This is a genomic window from Bacillus sp. PK3-067 (genome assembly GCF_056738645.1).
Map to the genome: position 1 here is coordinate 2,814,309 of NZ_CP096490.1, position 15,044 is coordinate 2,829,352.

Below are 15,044 nucleotides of genomic sequence, written 5' to 3' on the forward strand. Positions count from 1 at the left end.
ATCAGTTGGAAATATCTATTCTCAACCGATTAAGTAAATAGGAAAACATATTACGTAGTTAGGAGCAGGAAAATGGAACGTACTATCGGTATCGATGCTGGAGGCACATTAACGAAAATAGCTTATTTTAACAAAAAAAAGCTATTAACTTTTGAAAAATTTTATTCGCATGAACAACATAAAATAATAGATTGGATTAAAAACAACAATGGCATAAAACAAATATGTATTACGGGTGGTAAATCGAAACTATTACAGCAACTGCTTACAGGTTCATATAAAATAATAGAGCTAAGCGAATTTGAAGCTACTCTTGCAGGTGTCCAATTCATATTAAAAGAAGAACAACATACTATAAACAATTTTATTTTAACCAATATCGGTACAGGTACTTCTATCCATTATGTTTATAATGAACAATATATTCGCGCTGGTGGAACCGGAGTTGGCGGTGGGACTATTATGGGACTTTCAAAATTGTTAACAAATATAGATCATTTTGAAGATGTAATCCCTCTAACAAAGGTAGGATCTAGAAAAGAACTAGATATTACGGTTGGAGATATTTATGGTGGTATTCTTTCCCCTATCGATAATAACTTAACTGCTAGTAACTTCGGAAAAGCAGCCATTACAGAATCAAATAATAGTAGCTCCGATATACTAGCTACTGTACAAGGACTTGTTGGTGAAGTCGTTACTGCATTAAGCCTTCAATTCGCTGAAACAAAAAACATTGAACATATTATTTATATTGGTTCGACTTTATGTAATAACGTACAACTTCAACATATTATTAGTAGCTACACCGAATATCAAAATAAAACACCAATCTTTTTACAAGATGGTGGTAATAGCGGTGCAATTGGTGCATTACTTCATGCTACGAAATAAAAAGCTGACTTTTGTCAGCTTTTTAGAAATGGCACTTCAAATTCAATAATTGATTCCCCGTTCTCTCCAATTCGCTCCACGCTTATTCTATCAATCACACAATTTAACTTCCCAGGAAAACTAGGAATCTCCTTCACTACTTCAGCAGCTAATTCGGCACTTTCTTTTCTTCCGACTGTTACATGCGGGATGTACGGAATGTCTTCTTTCAAAAATTGTAATAAAGGTCCTGTATATAGAATATTATGTAGTTCCTCTATTTGTTCTTTCCCCTTTTCAACTCGTAAAAACAAATATTCTCTTTCACTTGTAATTTGATTCGTAAATTCAATTTCTATATTCTGTATCGGTTTTGATACATTTATAATATGTAATTTCAGCTCATCATTTGAAATCGAACTTTCAAATGGGAATACAATTGTAATATGCGGTGAAATTAATCCAAATAAAGGATCATATTTTTGCCTAATGTCCTCGATTTCGCTAATGAACATGTTGTTTAGAAAAAGTAAAATTGTACGCATTTTTATCCCCTCAACTTTTCCTCATTATAATATGTATCATATTCTATGACAGCCTGCCCTTCAACAACTTGTTTTGCTTACCTGTAAAAATAAAAAAACTTCTCAAATGAGAAGTTTTCATATAGCATGATTATTATTTTCCCGGCAAACTTTTCTAAACTTTATATAACAGGCAATTCTCCAAGGAAAAATATACGATACTGCAACAACATAAAATAATAAACCTATTGTTTGCTGATCTAAGTCAACAATATATTTTCTTGAACTGTATCTCAAAACGACAAGTGCAATAAAAGTAATTAAAAAAGCTGCACTTTTTTTCGTATAAATATTCCCATCATCTCTTCGTTCATAATTTGCTAATACTATAAGCGGCACAGCAAAAAGTACACCAATGAATACCGCTATAATTACTTGCAATATAGCTGGATGTACGGGACTTAAAAACCATACAATACCTGGTGTTAAAAATAGTAATGGCCATAAAATACGTTTTCCCGATCCCTTTATTGACTTATGCATGGAGCGATAACGACGCCAAAATATTAGTAGTGCAATGCATAAAAAGACGGTTATTAGTGAGGACGTGTCTCCCATATATTTTCCTTCTCCCTAAAAAAATAATCTATCACTATTTTAAACTGTTCGTTCAAATGATACTTTACGAATAAATATACTACTAGTTATGATATAAAGAATTGTTAATCCAATTGAAATAACAATAAAATAAGGGATATCTATTAAAGATACATCATTTGTAAATAACAATCCTTTTATCCCTACTTCTCCATACAGCACACTATTTGTTGAAAGGAAAAGCGACCCACCAATCATGAGACCAATCCATTGAAATCTTTGCTTAAAAATTACTACTACTTGAAAGAAACATGCTATCGTAACATAAAATAAAAATTGTAAAATAAACTGTTGTATTAATTGCTCTCCAAAGTTAATATTTACTAAGTTATATTTTATATCTTGTAAAAACAGTATTTGAAGGAATGAAAACAATGCGGATTGCAACACAATATAACAAATCGCTCCGATAAAATATTGTATTCTCGTTATACCAAATGAAACTGCTAAACGAAATAAATCATCTTGAACAATGAAAACACTCCCTACTATAAAAATCATAATTGCAATTGAAGGATTATTGATAATTTCGGGTAAATAACCAACTTTCGCTTCATTTAAATGAGCAGCATATAAAGCTCCTTTTATTAATAAAGCTACAATCCAAAATATTAAAATTGCTTTATAATGAAAATTTATATGTAACCTCAATTGTTTCATTAACATCGTCATTCCACTTCACCACCAGTCATGTGAATAAATAGTTTTTGTAATGTAATTCTATCAATTACTAAACCTTCTTTTTCAAGAGAGTAACAATCTTCATTAGAAAGCTCTTCCCATATAACAGCAATGCCTTTATTCCCATAAATTTCTTTATTTATAACTTTTTTATTAATCAAGAACTCCTCCACTTTACCTTTTTGCCCTGAAATAATATGACCTTGTTGCAATAAATCTTCCACTGTTGATTGAACAACAAGTGCACCTTCTTTTATGATAATTACTTCTTCAATAACATGGGTTACTTCTTCTACCAGATGTGTTGATAATATAATTGTTCTGGGATACTCCCCGTAATCTTCTAGTAGTAAACTATAAAATAACTCACGATGTGCTGCGTCTAATCCTGTAGTTGGTTCATCAAAAATAGTAATTGTCGCTCTGCTTGCTAACCCTTTAATAATTCCTACAACTGTTTGCATGCCATGAGATAGTTTATGGTATTTCTCTGTTATATTAAGCTGAAATTTACCCGCCAGTTCTTCAGCAAACTTCTGATCCCAATTTTTATAAAACATGTTACATATCTTAAAAATTTCTTTTACGCTATAACTTAAATGAGACTCTTCTTTTACTCTAACGAAACAAATATTTTGCATCGCTTTACTATTTTCAAAAACATCTTCACCAAATATTGATACACTTCCACTACTTGAAGTAATTTGTCCTGCTAGTAAATTTAATAAAGTCGTTTTCCCTGCTCCGTTCCTTCCAAGCAAACCATATATTTTATTCTCTTCCAATGAAATCGTTACTTCATTTACAGCTATTTTCTTTTTATACTTTTTCGTTACATCTTTCGTTTCAAGTGCAATCATCCCTCTTTCCCCTCCTTCGTAATCTTTTGAATCATATCCATCAATTCATCTTTTGATATTTCTAGTACTTTCGCTTCTTCCCACACTTTAGGTAAATATTCAGTCATAAAAGTATTTTGTCTTTTTTTTAGTACAACTTCTTTTGCTCCTTTTGCAACAAACATCCCGATCCCTCTCTTTTTATATAAAATCCCCTCATCCACTAATACATTCACCCCTTTAGCTGCGGTAGCCGGATTTATTTGTAACATCTTCGCAAATTGATTTGTCGATGGAACTTGTTCTTCTTCAAGCAATATGTCTTTTAAAATATCAGATTCAATCGTTTCTGCAATTTGTATGTATATTAATTTATTTTGTTCTAGAGTCGGCTTCACATTTTCACCACCTTAGGTTCATAGGTTCATTACTTATGTAATTAACCATATCACATAGAATTATTTTTTTCCATAAATTTCTTTTACAAAAAAGAGAGTCATTCAATTAAGAATGTCTCTCTTTCTAAAAATTCGAAGTTTCAACTCTTGTTCTCAAATTCTTTTCATTTATACCATTTTGACAAAAATTAAACTGTTGTCCCTCAATACATTTTGTACGATCTACTACTTGCCCTAAATGATAGCTTGTATGCTCAACCAAATGTAATAGACTTTGAAGATCAATATGCCTTTTTTCTTCCCAGACCTGTATATATGCTTTGCCCCACTCATCAAATATTTCTTCAACAGTTTTTAACAAAGCTTCAGAGCTTATTTGTTTCACTGGAAAATATTCTTCAATTCCATTTTCAAAAACTGTATTTGGATCCTTATAACGCCTTGTATTTCTCTGTAAATGTTCACAAATATGTAGTACGATTCCACCAATTGAATTAACAGAGGTCTCTTTTTTCCACAAATCTTCTTCACTAACGAGCCTAATTGCCTGTACTAATTTAGGTAAATAATGATCCTGCATTCTATGATAAGAAATTTTGTATACTAACTCCATCTTCTCCCCTCCATTATTTCAACTGGCTCACTGGATATTTAGCAAATAAAGACTTCCGAAAATCTTTATCTTCCACAAGCATTTTAATTTTTTCTTCATTGCCGTTAAAGAACTTTATAACTTTATTTTTATCCCATATATCTTTTTCTTTTGGAAAATCATCGAATTCCCTATGCAAAATTGATAACATTTCTTCCCTCGTTATCTTAAAGTTTTTATTTTCCATTTGAAACTCATAAGCTTTTGCGTTTGGTACTAAAATTACTAGATAGGTAGCATTAAAGAGAAAATTCTTCTTCATCGTATCTTTCTCATCAAACCAATACGTCTCAATCATTTCTTCTGTAAGAGCTCCACTCTCTTTTGCACCATAGTTCACTTTTATATTTTCATTTTCTAAACTTATACTTTGAACTGTTCCACCACCGGGTAAATGATTAACAATTGCAACCACATCTGAATTATTACCAACGTATGTCCCAGTATATTTCTTAAAATCATCTGACCTAACATCATATATATCTTTTATTCTTTCTCCGTTAGAACAAGCCGCAATGAATAAAAAAATTGTTAGCATAACGATTATGTTATGATGCATATATTTCATTTAGCATCCCCCATTTTTATCGATATTTCGTTAATTACAATATTTACTTTCAAATCCCTTTTTAAATATACGCATTTTAATCAAAATTAAAAATTTTCATTTTTTATGTTTACAATTATCCATTAATTGTATATACTTACTAACGTAAGAAAAAAATTCTAAAAGGAGGTCGAAGGAAATGATGAAATTACAATTACATGCATTAACTTTAGCGTTAACTGCACCTGTGTTTTCTGGACAATTAAATATGAATTCGACCACCCTAATGGAGAATTGAAAATCGTACTTTATTTCATTTAATTCATAAATTCGCCACAGGAGGTCGTATACTTTCCTGTGGCTTTTTCACGCCCAGCCATAGGAGAACTGTATCTTCCTGTGGTTTTTTTGCGCGATTTTTTAGTCTCTTACATTATTTTTCTAAGAAAGGAGCAACATTCAATGACTATTAGCGTATTGTTTTTAAGTATTACGATTCAAAGAAATACAATTTCCAAAGATGAAATTCTTCATAATGAGCAAATTGAAAAAGCTATGAATGATGTTAAGGAGCGCCAAGCACTTTACTGTGATCACCTGTAATTCCTTTTTGAAAGGAGGAATTCATTTATGACTTTTCATATTTTCTTTTTTACGACTGTGCTTCAAAAACATACTTTATCTGAAACTGAAATCAATCGTAAACAACAGTTAAAACAACTGACTGATAAAATAACTGACATTAAAAGTTCATACTACACTCAAATGTATTAAAAATATATTTTAAAGGGGTAATATATTCATGAAATTTAAAGCATTCTTTTTAACAATCACCATTCAAAAACGTAAGCTTTCACAGAAAGAGATTTTACGTGAACAACACATCCAAAGCATTATGGACGAAGTAAAAGAGCGCCAATCTTCTTATTACACTCGTCTTTTCTAAATCACTTATAAAGGGGTAATTATTTTATGAAATTTAAAGTATTCTTTTTAACCATTACCATTCAAAAAAATAAATTTTCCGAGTCTGAAATGCTTCATGAGCGACAAATTAATCAGGCTATGGATTCTGTAAAAGAAAGACAAAGTCATTACTGTAGTCACCTATAATTTCTTATTACACTCGTTTTTTCTAAATCATTTATAAAGGGGCAATTATTTTATGAAATTTAAAGTATTCTTTTTAACCATTACCATTCAAAAAAATAAATTTTCTGAGTCTGAAATGCTTCATGAACGACAAATTAATCAGGCTATGAATTCTGTAAAAGAAAGACAAAGTCATTACTGTAGTCATCTGTAATTCCAATTCGAAAGGAGGAATTCACATATGAAGTTTCACCTTTTCTTTTTAACCATTATCATTCAAAAAGAAACAATATCTCAAAATGAATTAAAACAAGAAAGACAATATAAACAAGTTATTAATGAAATTCGAGATCGTAGAAGCAAATACTACACTCACCTTTAATCGTTTAACTATATGGAATTGAAAGGAGTCGATTATGATGTTGATAGCACGCTGTAAGGAAATGATTTGGATAGTTCAGAGGGATTCCACATAGTTTTATAGAGCTTATACCACACAAGTTTATCACTGAATTTGATGTATAAAAAATATATAATAAAATCAAATCAACCCAATGTTAATTATTTATTTATAAACAAAAGATACACCACTTAAAAAGCGGTGTATCTTCCTCAGTTTTTACTATTTTCGGTTACTTCTCTTCGTCTTAAACAATCTCATTAAGTTCGAAACAACTGTTTTTGTTACTGCATAAACTGGTACTGCTAAAATCATTCCGATGATTCCAGCAAAGTTTCCTACCCCTAAAATTAGGATAATAATTGTTAATGGGTGGATGTTTAATTTCGAGCTCATAATACGTGGTGAAATAATATTACTTTCAAACTGTTGTACAATTGTTACGATAATAATTACGTATAAGGCTTGCATCGGAGATACGAACAGTCCTACAATAACAGCTGGTGCTGCCCCGATAAATGGACCTAAGTTAGGAATGATGTTTGTAAATGCTGCGATAATTCCTAAAACGAAAGCGTACGGTAAATCGATAATTAAATAACCGATAAAAGTAAACGCACCTACAAATATACAAACGAGCGCTTGCCCTTGAATATATGCAGATAATGTTTCGTTCGTTTCCTTAATGATACGAAGCCCCTCTTCACGGTAAGACTCTGGTAATAAACTTACCGCTTTTCCTGGAAAGGCATGTCCATCTTTAAACATGTAAAATAAAATGAACGGTACAGTAAATACAACTAATGCAACGTTCGTGATAATACCAAATAAAGCCGTTGCACTCGACGTAATTGTATTTGGTATATCTTTTAAGTATTCAATCGCATTTTTTTCAATTGTTTCAATGGAAACGTAGTTTTGTGTAGATAACCATTCAAACAACCTATGATGTGATAATTCTTGTATGTATACTTTTCCCTCTTTTATGTAGCCTGGCATATTTTTTACTAAGTCCATTAGCTGTTGTGAAATCGTAGGAACAACTACTCCAACGCCAACCGCAGTTAATGTTATGATAAAAAGATATAACAGCAATATCGCTAAATTTCTAGGTACTTTTTTATTCTCCAAAAAGATTAATACAGGATTAAATATGAAGTATAAAAAAAGCGCGATTAAGATTGGGAAAAATAATGTTGATATGAAGATACCAATCGGTTGAAATAAAAATGATATTTTTGTGCAAATAAATATGATTCCTACAACCATTAGCACTTCTAATGTCCAAAAGTGCACTTTTGATTTCAAAAAAACGGCCTCCTTTAAACTAGCACTTCTCTTCATTGTACCAAAATAAGTATGAATTTCACATAATATTTTCCTTTACAATATTCCAAAATACCGATAAATACACTACAATGAGATTACATACAAATTTGCAGGTAAAGGTGATAAAAATGACACAATGCATCATATGCAGAAAAGATACGAAAGAACTTAGTGAACAATATGTCATTCCAGAAATATTATGTGGATATTATTTCACAAACTCAATTTGTGATACTTGTCATGAACAAATGACAACAAATATTGATCGTCCTTTAATTAGGCATAAATTGAGTCAATTTAAGATTGAACAAATGAAAAGACAAATTGATTCCCCACTCTATACGAATGAGCACGGTGAGGAACTTGCGGCTGCTGAGACTGATGTTGTCGAAGTAAGCGACGAAATTCTTTATTCTAATGCATTAATTATGAAACTATGTAAAAAGCACGATATTTCCTTACATAATGAAATTTGGAAAGAGGAACGTGTAACGAAAGTAGCGAGTTCTATTCAACGGGAATTACTATTAGATAACCGTAAATATAAAATGAGTATATTAAAAATGGCTTATACATTCGCTGTACAAGCAGTTGATGGCTACTTTGAAGATCAAGATGCGATTGATATTTCTACCATTCTCTCAAATGCAGATTTCGTGGAACTAAAAGAAAAAAGTATTGTACGTGATTTAAGCAAAAGTTCTTTATGGAATACGTTAAATACAAGTAGTGAAAATCATTACTTTATTTTACTTAGCGATAAAGACGGTCTGTTTTGCTTCATTCGTTTGTTTGACATCTTTGATGTTGTCGTTCATTTATCAGAAAAAAGATTTGACCTTCCATCACCCATTGTCGGTGTAAATAATGTGAATACACAGAAATTTTATGTCCAAAGTTTAAAACAGTATATGGATGGGCTGTTCAAAGAAAAAGCACCTACTATATAATAGATACCAGAACATACGGTCTCCTTTCTTGATGAAAAGACACTGTGTTATAATGAGTATGAAAAGAACAATACAATCACATAAACCAATTATAAATTGTATATAAATAAAAAAGACTAGTGTGCGGCTACACACTAGTCCACGTAACTTAGCAGATTGGATTGTTCATTTATCCTATTTGTTTCTTACAAACAAAACAACCCACATTCTATAGGCATAGGTGGGTTGTTATTTTTTGAGCTTGTCTATTAAAACGACGACGAACGTTAACAATGCAACGAGAAACAGTCCACCCTGCAGTAGCAACGCTATTTCACTCACGTATTATCACCCCCCTCCTACTCGGAGAAGTGATAATTGAACAACCAACCGCACCTTAAGTTACCCTTTGATTTTACCATATTTTCTAATAATTTACGATGAAAACCCGCAAGCGAATAACTTGCGGATTTTTTATACCCTATTAACAGGCAGTAAACAAAATGAAGCAATAAATAAGTGAAACTTTATTTCTCACTATTTTTTTAATGCATATGCATCAGCAATCATTTCACCAACAATTTTATTTTCTTCTTTCTTCTTGTCTTTCAATAATGGGAATAACAATTCTGCCACTTCATACGCTTCTTCTAAATGCGGATATCCTGATAAAACAAACGTATCAATTCCTAACGACTCATATTCTTTTATCCTTTCTGCTACTGTATGCGGATCGCCTACAAGTGCAGTACCTGCCCCACCTCTTACAAGTCCGATACCAGCCCATAAATTAGGGCTTATCTCTAACGACTCTCTCGTACCTTTATTTAAATGTGTCATCCGTTTTTGACCAACCGAATCATATCTTGCAAATGTCTTTTGAGCAAGCTCAATTGTTTCATTATCCACATATTGAATTAAACGTTCGGCCTCTTCCCATGCTTCTTCTTCTGTCTCTCTTACAATTACGTGTAATCTAATGCCAAATCGGACTGTACGCCCCTTCTCTTCTGCAAGTTTTCTTACTTCTTCTACTTTTTCTTTTACTTGCTCTGGCGGCTCTCCCCACGTTAAATATACATTACTATGTTCAGCTGCTACTTCTTTTCCAGCAGCTGATGATCCTCCGAAATATATAGGAGGATATGGCGTTTGAACTGGTGGGAATACAACTTTACTATCTGTAACTTGAATATGTTTTCCTTCTAAAGAGATCGTTTCACCTTGCAATGTCGATTTCCAAACTTTTAAAAATTCATCCGCTGCTTCATACCTTTCATCATGATCAAGATATAATCCATCTCCTTGTAGTTCAACTGGATCTCCTCCAGCTACTACATTAATAAGCAGTCTCCCATCTGAAATTCTATCAAATGTAGATGCCATCCTCGCTGCAACTGTAGGGGACATTAGTCCTGGTCTCACTGCTACTAAAAATTTTAATTTTTCTGTTTCAGCAGCAAGAGCTGAAGCTAACACCCAAGGGTCTTCACATCCTTGACCAGTTGGAAGTAAAACACCCGTATATCCTAAATAATCAGCTGCCGCAGCAACTTGCTTATAATAACCATATTCAGCTGCTCTTCCTCGTTTTGTCGTTCCTAAATATCGACCATCTCCATAAGCCGGAATAAACCATAATAATTCCATGCCTTTACACACCCCTTATTTATTTTGAATCGTATACTAACACATTCTATATAAATTACCCCTAATAATTTATATGTTAATTCCCAGTCTCACCTTTAAAATTATCTCGCCATCTTAAAAACTTCGCTTCTAGTAAACGTACTAGAGAGTCAGAAAACTTCCCAACAAATGCAAAGATAATTATGCCGACAAATACGATATCTGTATTTGAAAATTGCCTTGCATCCATAATCATATAACCAATACCTTCTGTAGATCCCATAAGTTCTGCTACTACTAAACTCACCCATGCAACACCTAACGATAACCTTGCTCCTAGTAAAAGGTTAGGCAATGCAGATGGTAAAATGAGTTTCGTAATTAGTTTTCTTTTGCTAAACTCTAACACTCTCGCTACATCAAATAACTTTGAATCCACACCTCTAATACCTAAAAATGCGTTTACGTATAAAGGAAAAAATGCACCATCTGCAATTAATAACACTTTCGATGTTTCACCAAAACCGAACCATAATACGAAAAGTGGCGCAACAGCTAGATGAGGTACAGTTCTTAACATTTGCACAGATGGATCTAAATATTGCTCACTTCTCGTTGAAAATCCAACAATCGTTCCTAAAATGATTCCTAAGCCCCCACCAATAAAGAAACCAGCCGCAGCCCTGAATACACTAATACTTAAATGGCCGAATAACTCTCCTGTTTTAATAAGCTCTTGGAAAGCTAAAAAAATATCTAATGGTGTTGGTAAAACTGTTTTAGAAACAAGGCCGAATACGCCAGCTAACTGCCAAATTATTAATATAATAACCGGTATAGTAATTGCCCTTACTAAAACTTTTACATTTAACTTTCGCACATTCTTAACTCTGTTTTTCTCAATCGTTATACTCGCTGGTTTCATAACAGCTTTCGTATTTTCCACTTTACAAAACCTCTTTTCACTTCGCTTTCAATGCTTTTTCTACGAAAGAATTATCTACAACTTTTTCCGCCTTAGTTTCTTTCTTTATAGAACCAAGCTTATATTGAAAATCCGCTGTCTTTTGTTGTTCTGCTATTATTTCCTTCGTTACCGGAACTAAAATTGGTTTGTCGTGATTAAACACTTCTTTTACGATCTCCGCATCTATCTTTTTTACAGAAGTATATACTTTTATTGCTTCATCTAAGTTAGCATCTTGCCATACACGTGCTTTCTCATAAACTTTGAGGAATTTCTCAACTAATTCTGGATGTTCTTTCGCAAATTTTGTTCTCGTAATTAAAAATTCTGGTGAAGAGACATTTAATGTTTCACCGTCTGCAATCACCTTCGCACCTTTATTTAACGTATGTAATGATATGAAAGGGTCCCAAATCGCCCATGCATCTACTGATCCTGATTCAAATGCAGGCTGCGCTTCATCTGGTTGTAATTGAATGACATTTACCTCTTTTGCATCAATCCCTTCTTTATCAAGTGCTCGATACAATAAATTAAAGGCACTACTTCCTTTTGCTACTGCAATTTTTTTACCTTTTAACTCTTTTACACTCGCAATCTTGCTATCTTTTTGAACGAGAATTCCAGTTCCTTTTCTCGCATAACTTGTATTGGCGATTTCGGTAAATCCAATACCTGCTGCTTGCGCTGAAATGACTGGAGAATTCCCTACTTCACCAAAGTCTAATCGGTTTGATGCGATTGCTTCAAAATAAGGAGGTCCACTTTGGAACTCTGTCCATTTCACTTTAACTCCTTCTTTTTTAAACTCCTCTTCAAACCACCCCTTTTTCTTTGCTAGTAATAGCGGGCTTAACCCTTGCTGTATACCAATTTGTATTGTTACATCTTCTTTCTTACTACTTGCTGTACTTTTTTCACATCCTAATAAACATACTGATATAGCTAAAGCAAAAGAAAGAATTTTAAATTTTTTATACATATAAAATCACCCTTTTCCTATATACTTGTTTGAATCAACCCTCCATATTCAAACTGCTGTAATACTTTCGTTCGAAGTTGTTGGAACGATTGAGAAGTTTTATTTCGCGGATAAGGCAAATTATTTTCAATCACTTTATGTATTTTCCCTGGTTTTGCACTCATAATGATGATTCGGTTTGAAAGATATATCGCTTCGTCTATATCATGTGTAACGAATATCATTGTTGTTTTCTTCTGCTCCCAAATATTTAGCAATACTTCTTGTAAATGACTTCGAGTAAAAGCATCCAGCGCTCCAAAAGGTTCATCAAGTAATAATACATTTGGATCTCTTAATAACGCTCTCGCTATCGCAACACGTTGTGACATCCCGCCTGAAATTTCTTTCGGATACGATTTTTCAAAGCCATCTAACCGAACGATTTCAACCCATTCTCTCACCTTATCTTTCACATACTTATCTTTTAACGACAAATCTGCCGCTATATTTTCTTCAACTGTTAACCATGGAAAAAGCCTATGTTCTTGAAAAATAAAACCTTGTTTCTTGCTCGTTTTTAAGATAGGCTCCCCGTCAATAACAACTTCACCTTCAAAATCATTATCTAGACCTGCAACAATTTTTAGTAATGTACTTTTTCCGCACCCACTCGGACCAATTACTGTAACAAAATCCCCTTCCTCTAATTGAAAATTAATATTCTCTAGCACTTGAACCGTACCAGTTTGTTTCAAAAAATATTTTGATACCCCATCAATTGAAACAGTCATTTCTTCCCCCCCTTAAAATGATTCATATAAATGAACAGATTCAGTATTTGTGCAATAAAAAAACCAAAGGCATTTTATCTGTTGATAAAATGCCTTTGGTTTCTCCAATCAGCAATACGTTATGGAATTAAGTACATATTATACAAATATTTCCGATAAGTCAACTAGGTTTTATTAAAACATACATATGATTTGTTTGAACATTTTACTTTTGTTTATTTAAACGACGTTTACTTACTATTTTTTCTGATCTTTAATCCACTGTAACCAATAAGAAAACTCACACGCTAAATGCATTTGATGGGATTTAATTAGACTATTAGGACAAAGGGCTGGGAACTCAACAACTAGACTTACTTCTATCCCTGTATCAGTATCTTTAAATTGATGTCGAACTCCACCAATAGTAGTACCATCTTTCATACGTGCAACACCTGTTGATTGGTATTGATAAGATTTATCTCTCGGTGTTTTCAATCCGGTTTCGTCACCAAAAACAATGAAAAATTGAACTGGAAACGGAGAATTACCAGTAGTTTCGATAACCTCTAATTCATTTTCCCCAAAGGGTCTTAGTACATAGTAATCAGGACAAGCAGATAAATTCACTTTGTTATTTTCACGTGATTGTTCAAGCATCAAACTATCAATTCCATGTATGGCTTCTTCTGCTGTAATCCCATCTAAATAAATACTAGTTTTTGAAAATTTTCGTCTATCGCCAGATAAAAGAGTACAGATACGCATACCTATTGCACTTAATCTAAGTTTTGATTTCAACTTTTCGTACATTTCATTGTATGTATATCGCAACTTTATTTCCGTTAGCTGTTTTATCATGACGTCTGTATCATTTATTTCAGGCTCTTTATGTCCTAATATATATAATACTTTTTTTATCCGTTCTCTTTTCCATTTTATAAGTTGCTCTTGGGAGATATTATTTCCATCGATAATAATTTTCATAAACTTTCTCCTTCCTTTTGATTGTATCGTAGTGTAGTTAATACTAAATTAACCATTTCATGTTTTGTATCTAGATTCAACTTTACTTCTGAATGAGCAATACTGCTAAGACCGTATAGAATAAACCCAGAAGCTAATAATGAGTTATCAGTATAAAAAACCTCTATGTTTACTCCCTCTTCAATTACTTGTCTAATTAACGGTTGCATACGTGCGAATAATTTCTGTTCCAGTTGAAAATGTTGTTCCGTCTGAAACGAACTCACATTTTTATAGGGTGCTAACTTTTCAATAAATGTCCAAAATATATCTAGTGAATCTTTCATCTTTTGCATGACAGACCGTTCATTTGAAACAAGTATTTCTTCAATTAACTCCATATTTTTCACAATACAGTCATTTAAAACTTCATCAACAAAATTCTCTTTAGACTTGAAGTAATAATAAAATAAGCCCGTTGCTACACCTGCATGATTCACAACATCTTTTATGCCAAATCCTTTCATACCATTTTTCATATATAGTTCAAAACCAATATCCATTAACTCTTGGCGTCTTACATCTGGTTCTTTTGATATTCTTTTCATACGTCATCTCCTACAATGTTTTCACCACGACTGAATCTGATTCAATCATAAACGACTGAACTTGATTCAGTCAATATTATTTCATAAATTTAAAATCGATTTAATAACTAAGCGACGAAATTTCTACAAAAAAAGAGTAATCTCAAGAGATATGCTACTAACCTTAGATTGATCAAAAAAGTTAGATCATATAACTTGAGACTACTCATTTCCATTCAA

At 32.6% G+C, this 15,044-nt stretch carries 23 protein-coding genes; 8 read left to right on the forward strand and 15 right to left on the reverse strand.

The window, feature by feature from the left end:
• Nucleotides 1-72: 72 nt before the first annotated feature.
• Nucleotides 73-894 carry a type II pantothenate kinase gene (gene coaW / locus M1D73_RS14510; protein WP_000442504.1) on the forward strand — a complete coding sequence of 274 codons (822 nt, stop codon included), beginning with the start codon at nt 73-75 and terminating at the stop codon, nt 892-894.
• 14 nt (nt 895-908) lie between these two features.
• On the opposite strand, the gene M1D73_RS14515 is transcribed toward coaW, so the two are convergent.
• The 7 genes from M1D73_RS14515 to M1D73_RS14545 all read right to left on the reverse strand — a co-directional run bounded on the left by M1D73_RS14515 (nt 909) and on the right by M1D73_RS14545 (nt 5,192).
• Complete coding sequence (locus M1D73_RS14515) at nt 909-1,418, reverse strand: 2'-5' RNA ligase family protein (RefSeq protein WP_121868286.1); 510 nt, start codon at nt 1,416-1,418, stop codon at nt 909-911.
• 117 nt (nt 1,419-1,535) lie between these two features.
• A complete protein-coding gene (locus M1D73_RS14520) occupies nt 1,536-2,015 on the reverse strand; it encodes a CcdC family protein (RefSeq protein ID WP_481157917.1) in 480 nt (159 codons plus the stop codon).
• Between the two features lie 39 nt (nt 2,016-2,054).
• A complete protein-coding gene (locus tag M1D73_RS14525; protein WP_000178199.1) occupies nt 2,055-2,726 on the reverse strand; it encodes a DUF4052 domain-containing protein in 672 nt (223 codons plus the stop codon).
• Complete coding sequence (locus M1D73_RS14530) at nt 2,723-3,595, reverse strand: ABC transporter ATP-binding protein (RefSeq protein WP_000560921.1); 873 nt, start codon at nt 3,593-3,595, stop codon at nt 2,723-2,725. The genes M1D73_RS14525 and M1D73_RS14530 overlap by 4 nt, the downstream gene beginning before the upstream one ends.
• The gene (locus M1D73_RS14535) at nt 3,592-3,972 is read right to left on the reverse strand and encodes a GntR family transcriptional regulator (protein ID WP_000805185.1); all 381 of its coding nucleotides are present in this window, start codon (nt 3,970-3,972) and stop codon (nt 3,592-3,594) included. The genes M1D73_RS14530 and M1D73_RS14535 overlap by 4 nt, the downstream gene beginning before the upstream one ends.
• 124 nt (nt 3,973-4,096) lie before the next feature.
• Complete coding sequence (locus M1D73_RS14540; RefSeq protein ID WP_000424637.1) at nt 4,097-4,585, reverse strand: DinB family protein; 489 nt, start codon at nt 4,583-4,585, stop codon at nt 4,097-4,099.
• Nucleotides 4,586-4,598: 13 nt separating this feature from the next.
• Nucleotides 4,599-5,192, reverse strand: a complete 594-nt coding sequence (locus M1D73_RS14545; RefSeq protein WP_000876526.1) for a DUF4825 domain-containing protein — start codon at nt 5,190-5,192, stop codon at nt 4,599-4,601.
• Between the two features lie 441 nt (nt 5,193-5,633).
• Between M1D73_RS14545 and M1D73_RS14550 the strand changes: the two genes are divergently transcribed.
• Genes M1D73_RS14550 through M1D73_RS14575 form a run of 6 tightly spaced genes read left to right on the forward strand, consistent with a single transcriptional unit; the run spans nt 5,634 to nt 6,645 of the window.
• Nucleotides 5,634-5,774, forward strand: a complete 141-nt coding sequence (locus M1D73_RS14550) for a YrzI family small protein (protein WP_000156193.1) — start codon at nt 5,634-5,636, stop codon at nt 5,772-5,774.
• Nucleotides 5,775-5,801: 27 nt separating this feature from the next.
• Nucleotides 5,802-5,945, forward strand: coding sequence for a YrzI family small protein (locus tag M1D73_RS14555; protein ID WP_000142712.1), 144 nt, complete (start codon nt 5,802-5,804; stop codon nt 5,943-5,945).
• A 28-nt stretch (nt 5,946-5,973) separates the two neighbouring features.
• Nucleotides 5,974-6,117, forward strand: a complete 144-nt coding sequence (locus M1D73_RS14560) for a YrzI family small protein (RefSeq protein ID WP_000668965.1) — start codon at nt 5,974-5,976, stop codon at nt 6,115-6,117.
• 26 nt (nt 6,118-6,143) lie between these two features.
• Nucleotides 6,144-6,284, forward strand: coding sequence for a YrzI family small protein (locus M1D73_RS14565; protein ID WP_000669805.1), 141 nt, complete (start codon nt 6,144-6,146; stop codon nt 6,282-6,284).
• A 52-nt stretch (nt 6,285-6,336) separates the two neighbouring features.
• The gene (locus M1D73_RS14570; RefSeq protein WP_000669806.1) at nt 6,337-6,477 is read left to right on the forward strand and encodes a YrzI family small protein; all 141 of its coding nucleotides are present in this window, start codon (nt 6,337-6,339) and stop codon (nt 6,475-6,477) included.
• Nucleotides 6,478-6,504: 27 nt separating this feature from the next.
• Entirely contained in the window at nt 6,505-6,645 is a 141-nt protein-coding gene (locus M1D73_RS14575) for a YrzI family small protein (RefSeq protein WP_000668485.1), read from the forward strand.
• Nucleotides 6,646-6,885: 240 nt separating this feature from the next.
• On the opposite strand, the gene M1D73_RS14580 is transcribed toward M1D73_RS14575, so the two are convergent.
• Nucleotides 6,886-7,971 (reverse strand): AI-2E family transporter, encoded by a 1,086-nt coding sequence (locus tag M1D73_RS14580; RefSeq protein WP_121868287.1) that lies wholly within the window; start codon nt 7,969-7,971, stop codon nt 6,886-6,888.
• Nucleotides 7,972-8,120: 149 nt separating this feature from the next.
• Between M1D73_RS14580 and M1D73_RS14585 the strand changes: the two genes are divergently transcribed.
• Nucleotides 8,121-8,942: an HNH endonuclease gene (locus tag M1D73_RS14585; RefSeq protein WP_000189709.1), complete on the forward strand. Its 822-nt coding sequence runs from the start codon at nt 8,121-8,123 to the stop codon at nt 8,940-8,942.
• A 228-nt stretch (nt 8,943-9,170) separates the two neighbouring features.
• Here the strand turns inward: M1D73_RS14585 and M1D73_RS14590 are convergent, their stop codons facing one another.
• The 7 genes from M1D73_RS14590 to M1D73_RS14620 all read right to left on the reverse strand — a co-directional run bounded on the left by M1D73_RS14590 (nt 9,171) and on the right by M1D73_RS14620 (nt 14,825).
• Complete coding sequence (locus M1D73_RS14590) at nt 9,171-9,263, reverse strand: putative holin-like toxin (protein WP_001289320.1); 93 nt, start codon at nt 9,261-9,263, stop codon at nt 9,171-9,173.
• A 195-nt stretch (nt 9,264-9,458) separates the two neighbouring features.
• The gene (ssuD, locus tag M1D73_RS14595) at nt 9,459-10,571 is read right to left on the reverse strand and encodes an FMNH2-dependent alkanesulfonate monooxygenase (RefSeq protein WP_000422246.1); all 1,113 of its coding nucleotides are present in this window, start codon (nt 10,569-10,571) and stop codon (nt 9,459-9,461) included.
• Nucleotides 10,572-10,647: 76 nt separating this feature from the next.
• Entirely contained in the window at nt 10,648-11,496 is an 849-nt protein-coding gene (locus M1D73_RS14600; RefSeq protein WP_000432128.1) for an ABC transporter permease, read from the reverse strand.
• 16 nt (nt 11,497-11,512) lie between these two features.
• Nucleotides 11,513-12,499, reverse strand: a complete 987-nt coding sequence (locus M1D73_RS14605; protein WP_060852027.1) for an aliphatic sulfonate ABC transporter substrate-binding protein — start codon at nt 12,497-12,499, stop codon at nt 11,513-11,515.
• 17 nt (nt 12,500-12,516) lie between these two features.
• The gene (locus tag M1D73_RS14610) at nt 12,517-13,272 is read right to left on the reverse strand and encodes an ABC transporter ATP-binding protein (protein ID WP_000218576.1); all 756 of its coding nucleotides are present in this window, start codon (nt 13,270-13,272) and stop codon (nt 12,517-12,519) included.
• Between the two features lie 237 nt (nt 13,273-13,509).
• Entirely contained in the window at nt 13,510-14,238 is a 729-nt protein-coding gene (locus M1D73_RS14615) for a hypothetical protein (RefSeq protein ID WP_481157918.1), read from the reverse strand.
• Nucleotides 14,235-14,825 carry a TetR/AcrR family transcriptional regulator gene (locus M1D73_RS14620; protein ID WP_121868288.1) on the reverse strand — a complete coding sequence of 197 codons (591 nt, stop codon included), beginning with the start codon at nt 14,823-14,825 and terminating at the stop codon, nt 14,235-14,237. The genes M1D73_RS14615 and M1D73_RS14620 overlap by 4 nt, the downstream gene beginning before the upstream one ends.
• Nucleotides 14,826-15,044: the final 219 nt, after the last annotated feature.

Excerpts from the sequence above, each read along its gene's own strand:
- coaW (WP_000442504.1), top strand. The coding sequence starts at position 73 with ATGGAACGTACTATCGGTATCGATGCTGGAGGCACATTAACGAAAATA.
- M1D73_RS14515 (WP_121868286.1), bottom strand. The coding sequence starts at position 1,418 with ATGCGTACAATTTTACTTTTTCTAAACAACATGTTCATTAGCGAAATC.
- M1D73_RS14520 (WP_481157917.1), bottom strand. The coding sequence starts at position 2,015 with ATGGGAGACACGTCCTCACTAATAACCGTCTTTTTATGCATTGCACTA.
- M1D73_RS14525 (WP_000178199.1), bottom strand. The coding sequence starts at position 2,726 with ATGACGATGTTAATGAAACAATTGAGGTTACATATAAATTTTCATTAT.
- M1D73_RS14530 (WP_000560921.1), bottom strand. The coding sequence starts at position 3,595 with ATGATTGCACTTGAAACGAAAGATGTAACGAAAAAGTATAAAAAGAAA.
- M1D73_RS14540 (WP_000424637.1), bottom strand. The coding sequence starts at position 4,585 with ATGGAGTTAGTATACAAAATTTCTTATCATAGAATGCAGGATCATTAT.
- M1D73_RS14545 (WP_000876526.1), bottom strand. The coding sequence starts at position 5,192 with ATGAAATATATGCATCATAACATAATCGTTATGCTAACAATTTTTTTA.
- M1D73_RS14550 (WP_000156193.1), top strand. The coding sequence starts at position 5,634 with ATGACTATTAGCGTATTGTTTTTAAGTATTACGATTCAAAGAAATACA.
- M1D73_RS14555 (WP_000142712.1), top strand. The coding sequence starts at position 5,802 with ATGACTTTTCATATTTTCTTTTTTACGACTGTGCTTCAAAAACATACT.
- M1D73_RS14560 (WP_000668965.1), top strand. The coding sequence starts at position 5,974 with ATGAAATTTAAAGCATTCTTTTTAACAATCACCATTCAAAAACGTAAG.
- M1D73_RS14565 (WP_000669805.1), top strand. The coding sequence starts at position 6,144 with ATGAAATTTAAAGTATTCTTTTTAACCATTACCATTCAAAAAAATAAA.
- M1D73_RS14570 (WP_000669806.1), top strand. The coding sequence starts at position 6,337 with ATGAAATTTAAAGTATTCTTTTTAACCATTACCATTCAAAAAAATAAA.
- M1D73_RS14575 (WP_000668485.1), top strand. The coding sequence starts at position 6,505 with ATGAAGTTTCACCTTTTCTTTTTAACCATTATCATTCAAAAAGAAACA.
- M1D73_RS14585 (WP_000189709.1), top strand. The coding sequence starts at position 8,121 with ATGACACAATGCATCATATGCAGAAAAGATACGAAAGAACTTAGTGAA.
- ssuD (WP_000422246.1), bottom strand. The coding sequence starts at position 10,571 with ATGGAATTATTATGGTTTATTCCGGCTTATGGAGATGGTCGATATTTA.
- M1D73_RS14605 (WP_060852027.1), bottom strand. The coding sequence starts at position 12,499 with ATGTATAAAAAATTTAAAATTCTTTCTTTTGCTTTAGCTATATCAGTA.
- M1D73_RS14610 (WP_000218576.1), bottom strand. The coding sequence starts at position 13,272 with ATGACTGTTTCAATTGATGGGGTATCAAAATATTTTTTGAAACAAACT.
- M1D73_RS14615 (WP_481157918.1), bottom strand. The coding sequence starts at position 14,238 with ATGAAAATTATTATCGATGGAAATAATATCTCCCAAGAGCAACTTATA.
- M1D73_RS14620 (WP_121868288.1), bottom strand. The coding sequence starts at position 14,825 with ATGAAAAGAATATCAAAAGAACCAGATGTAAGACGCCAAGAGTTAATG.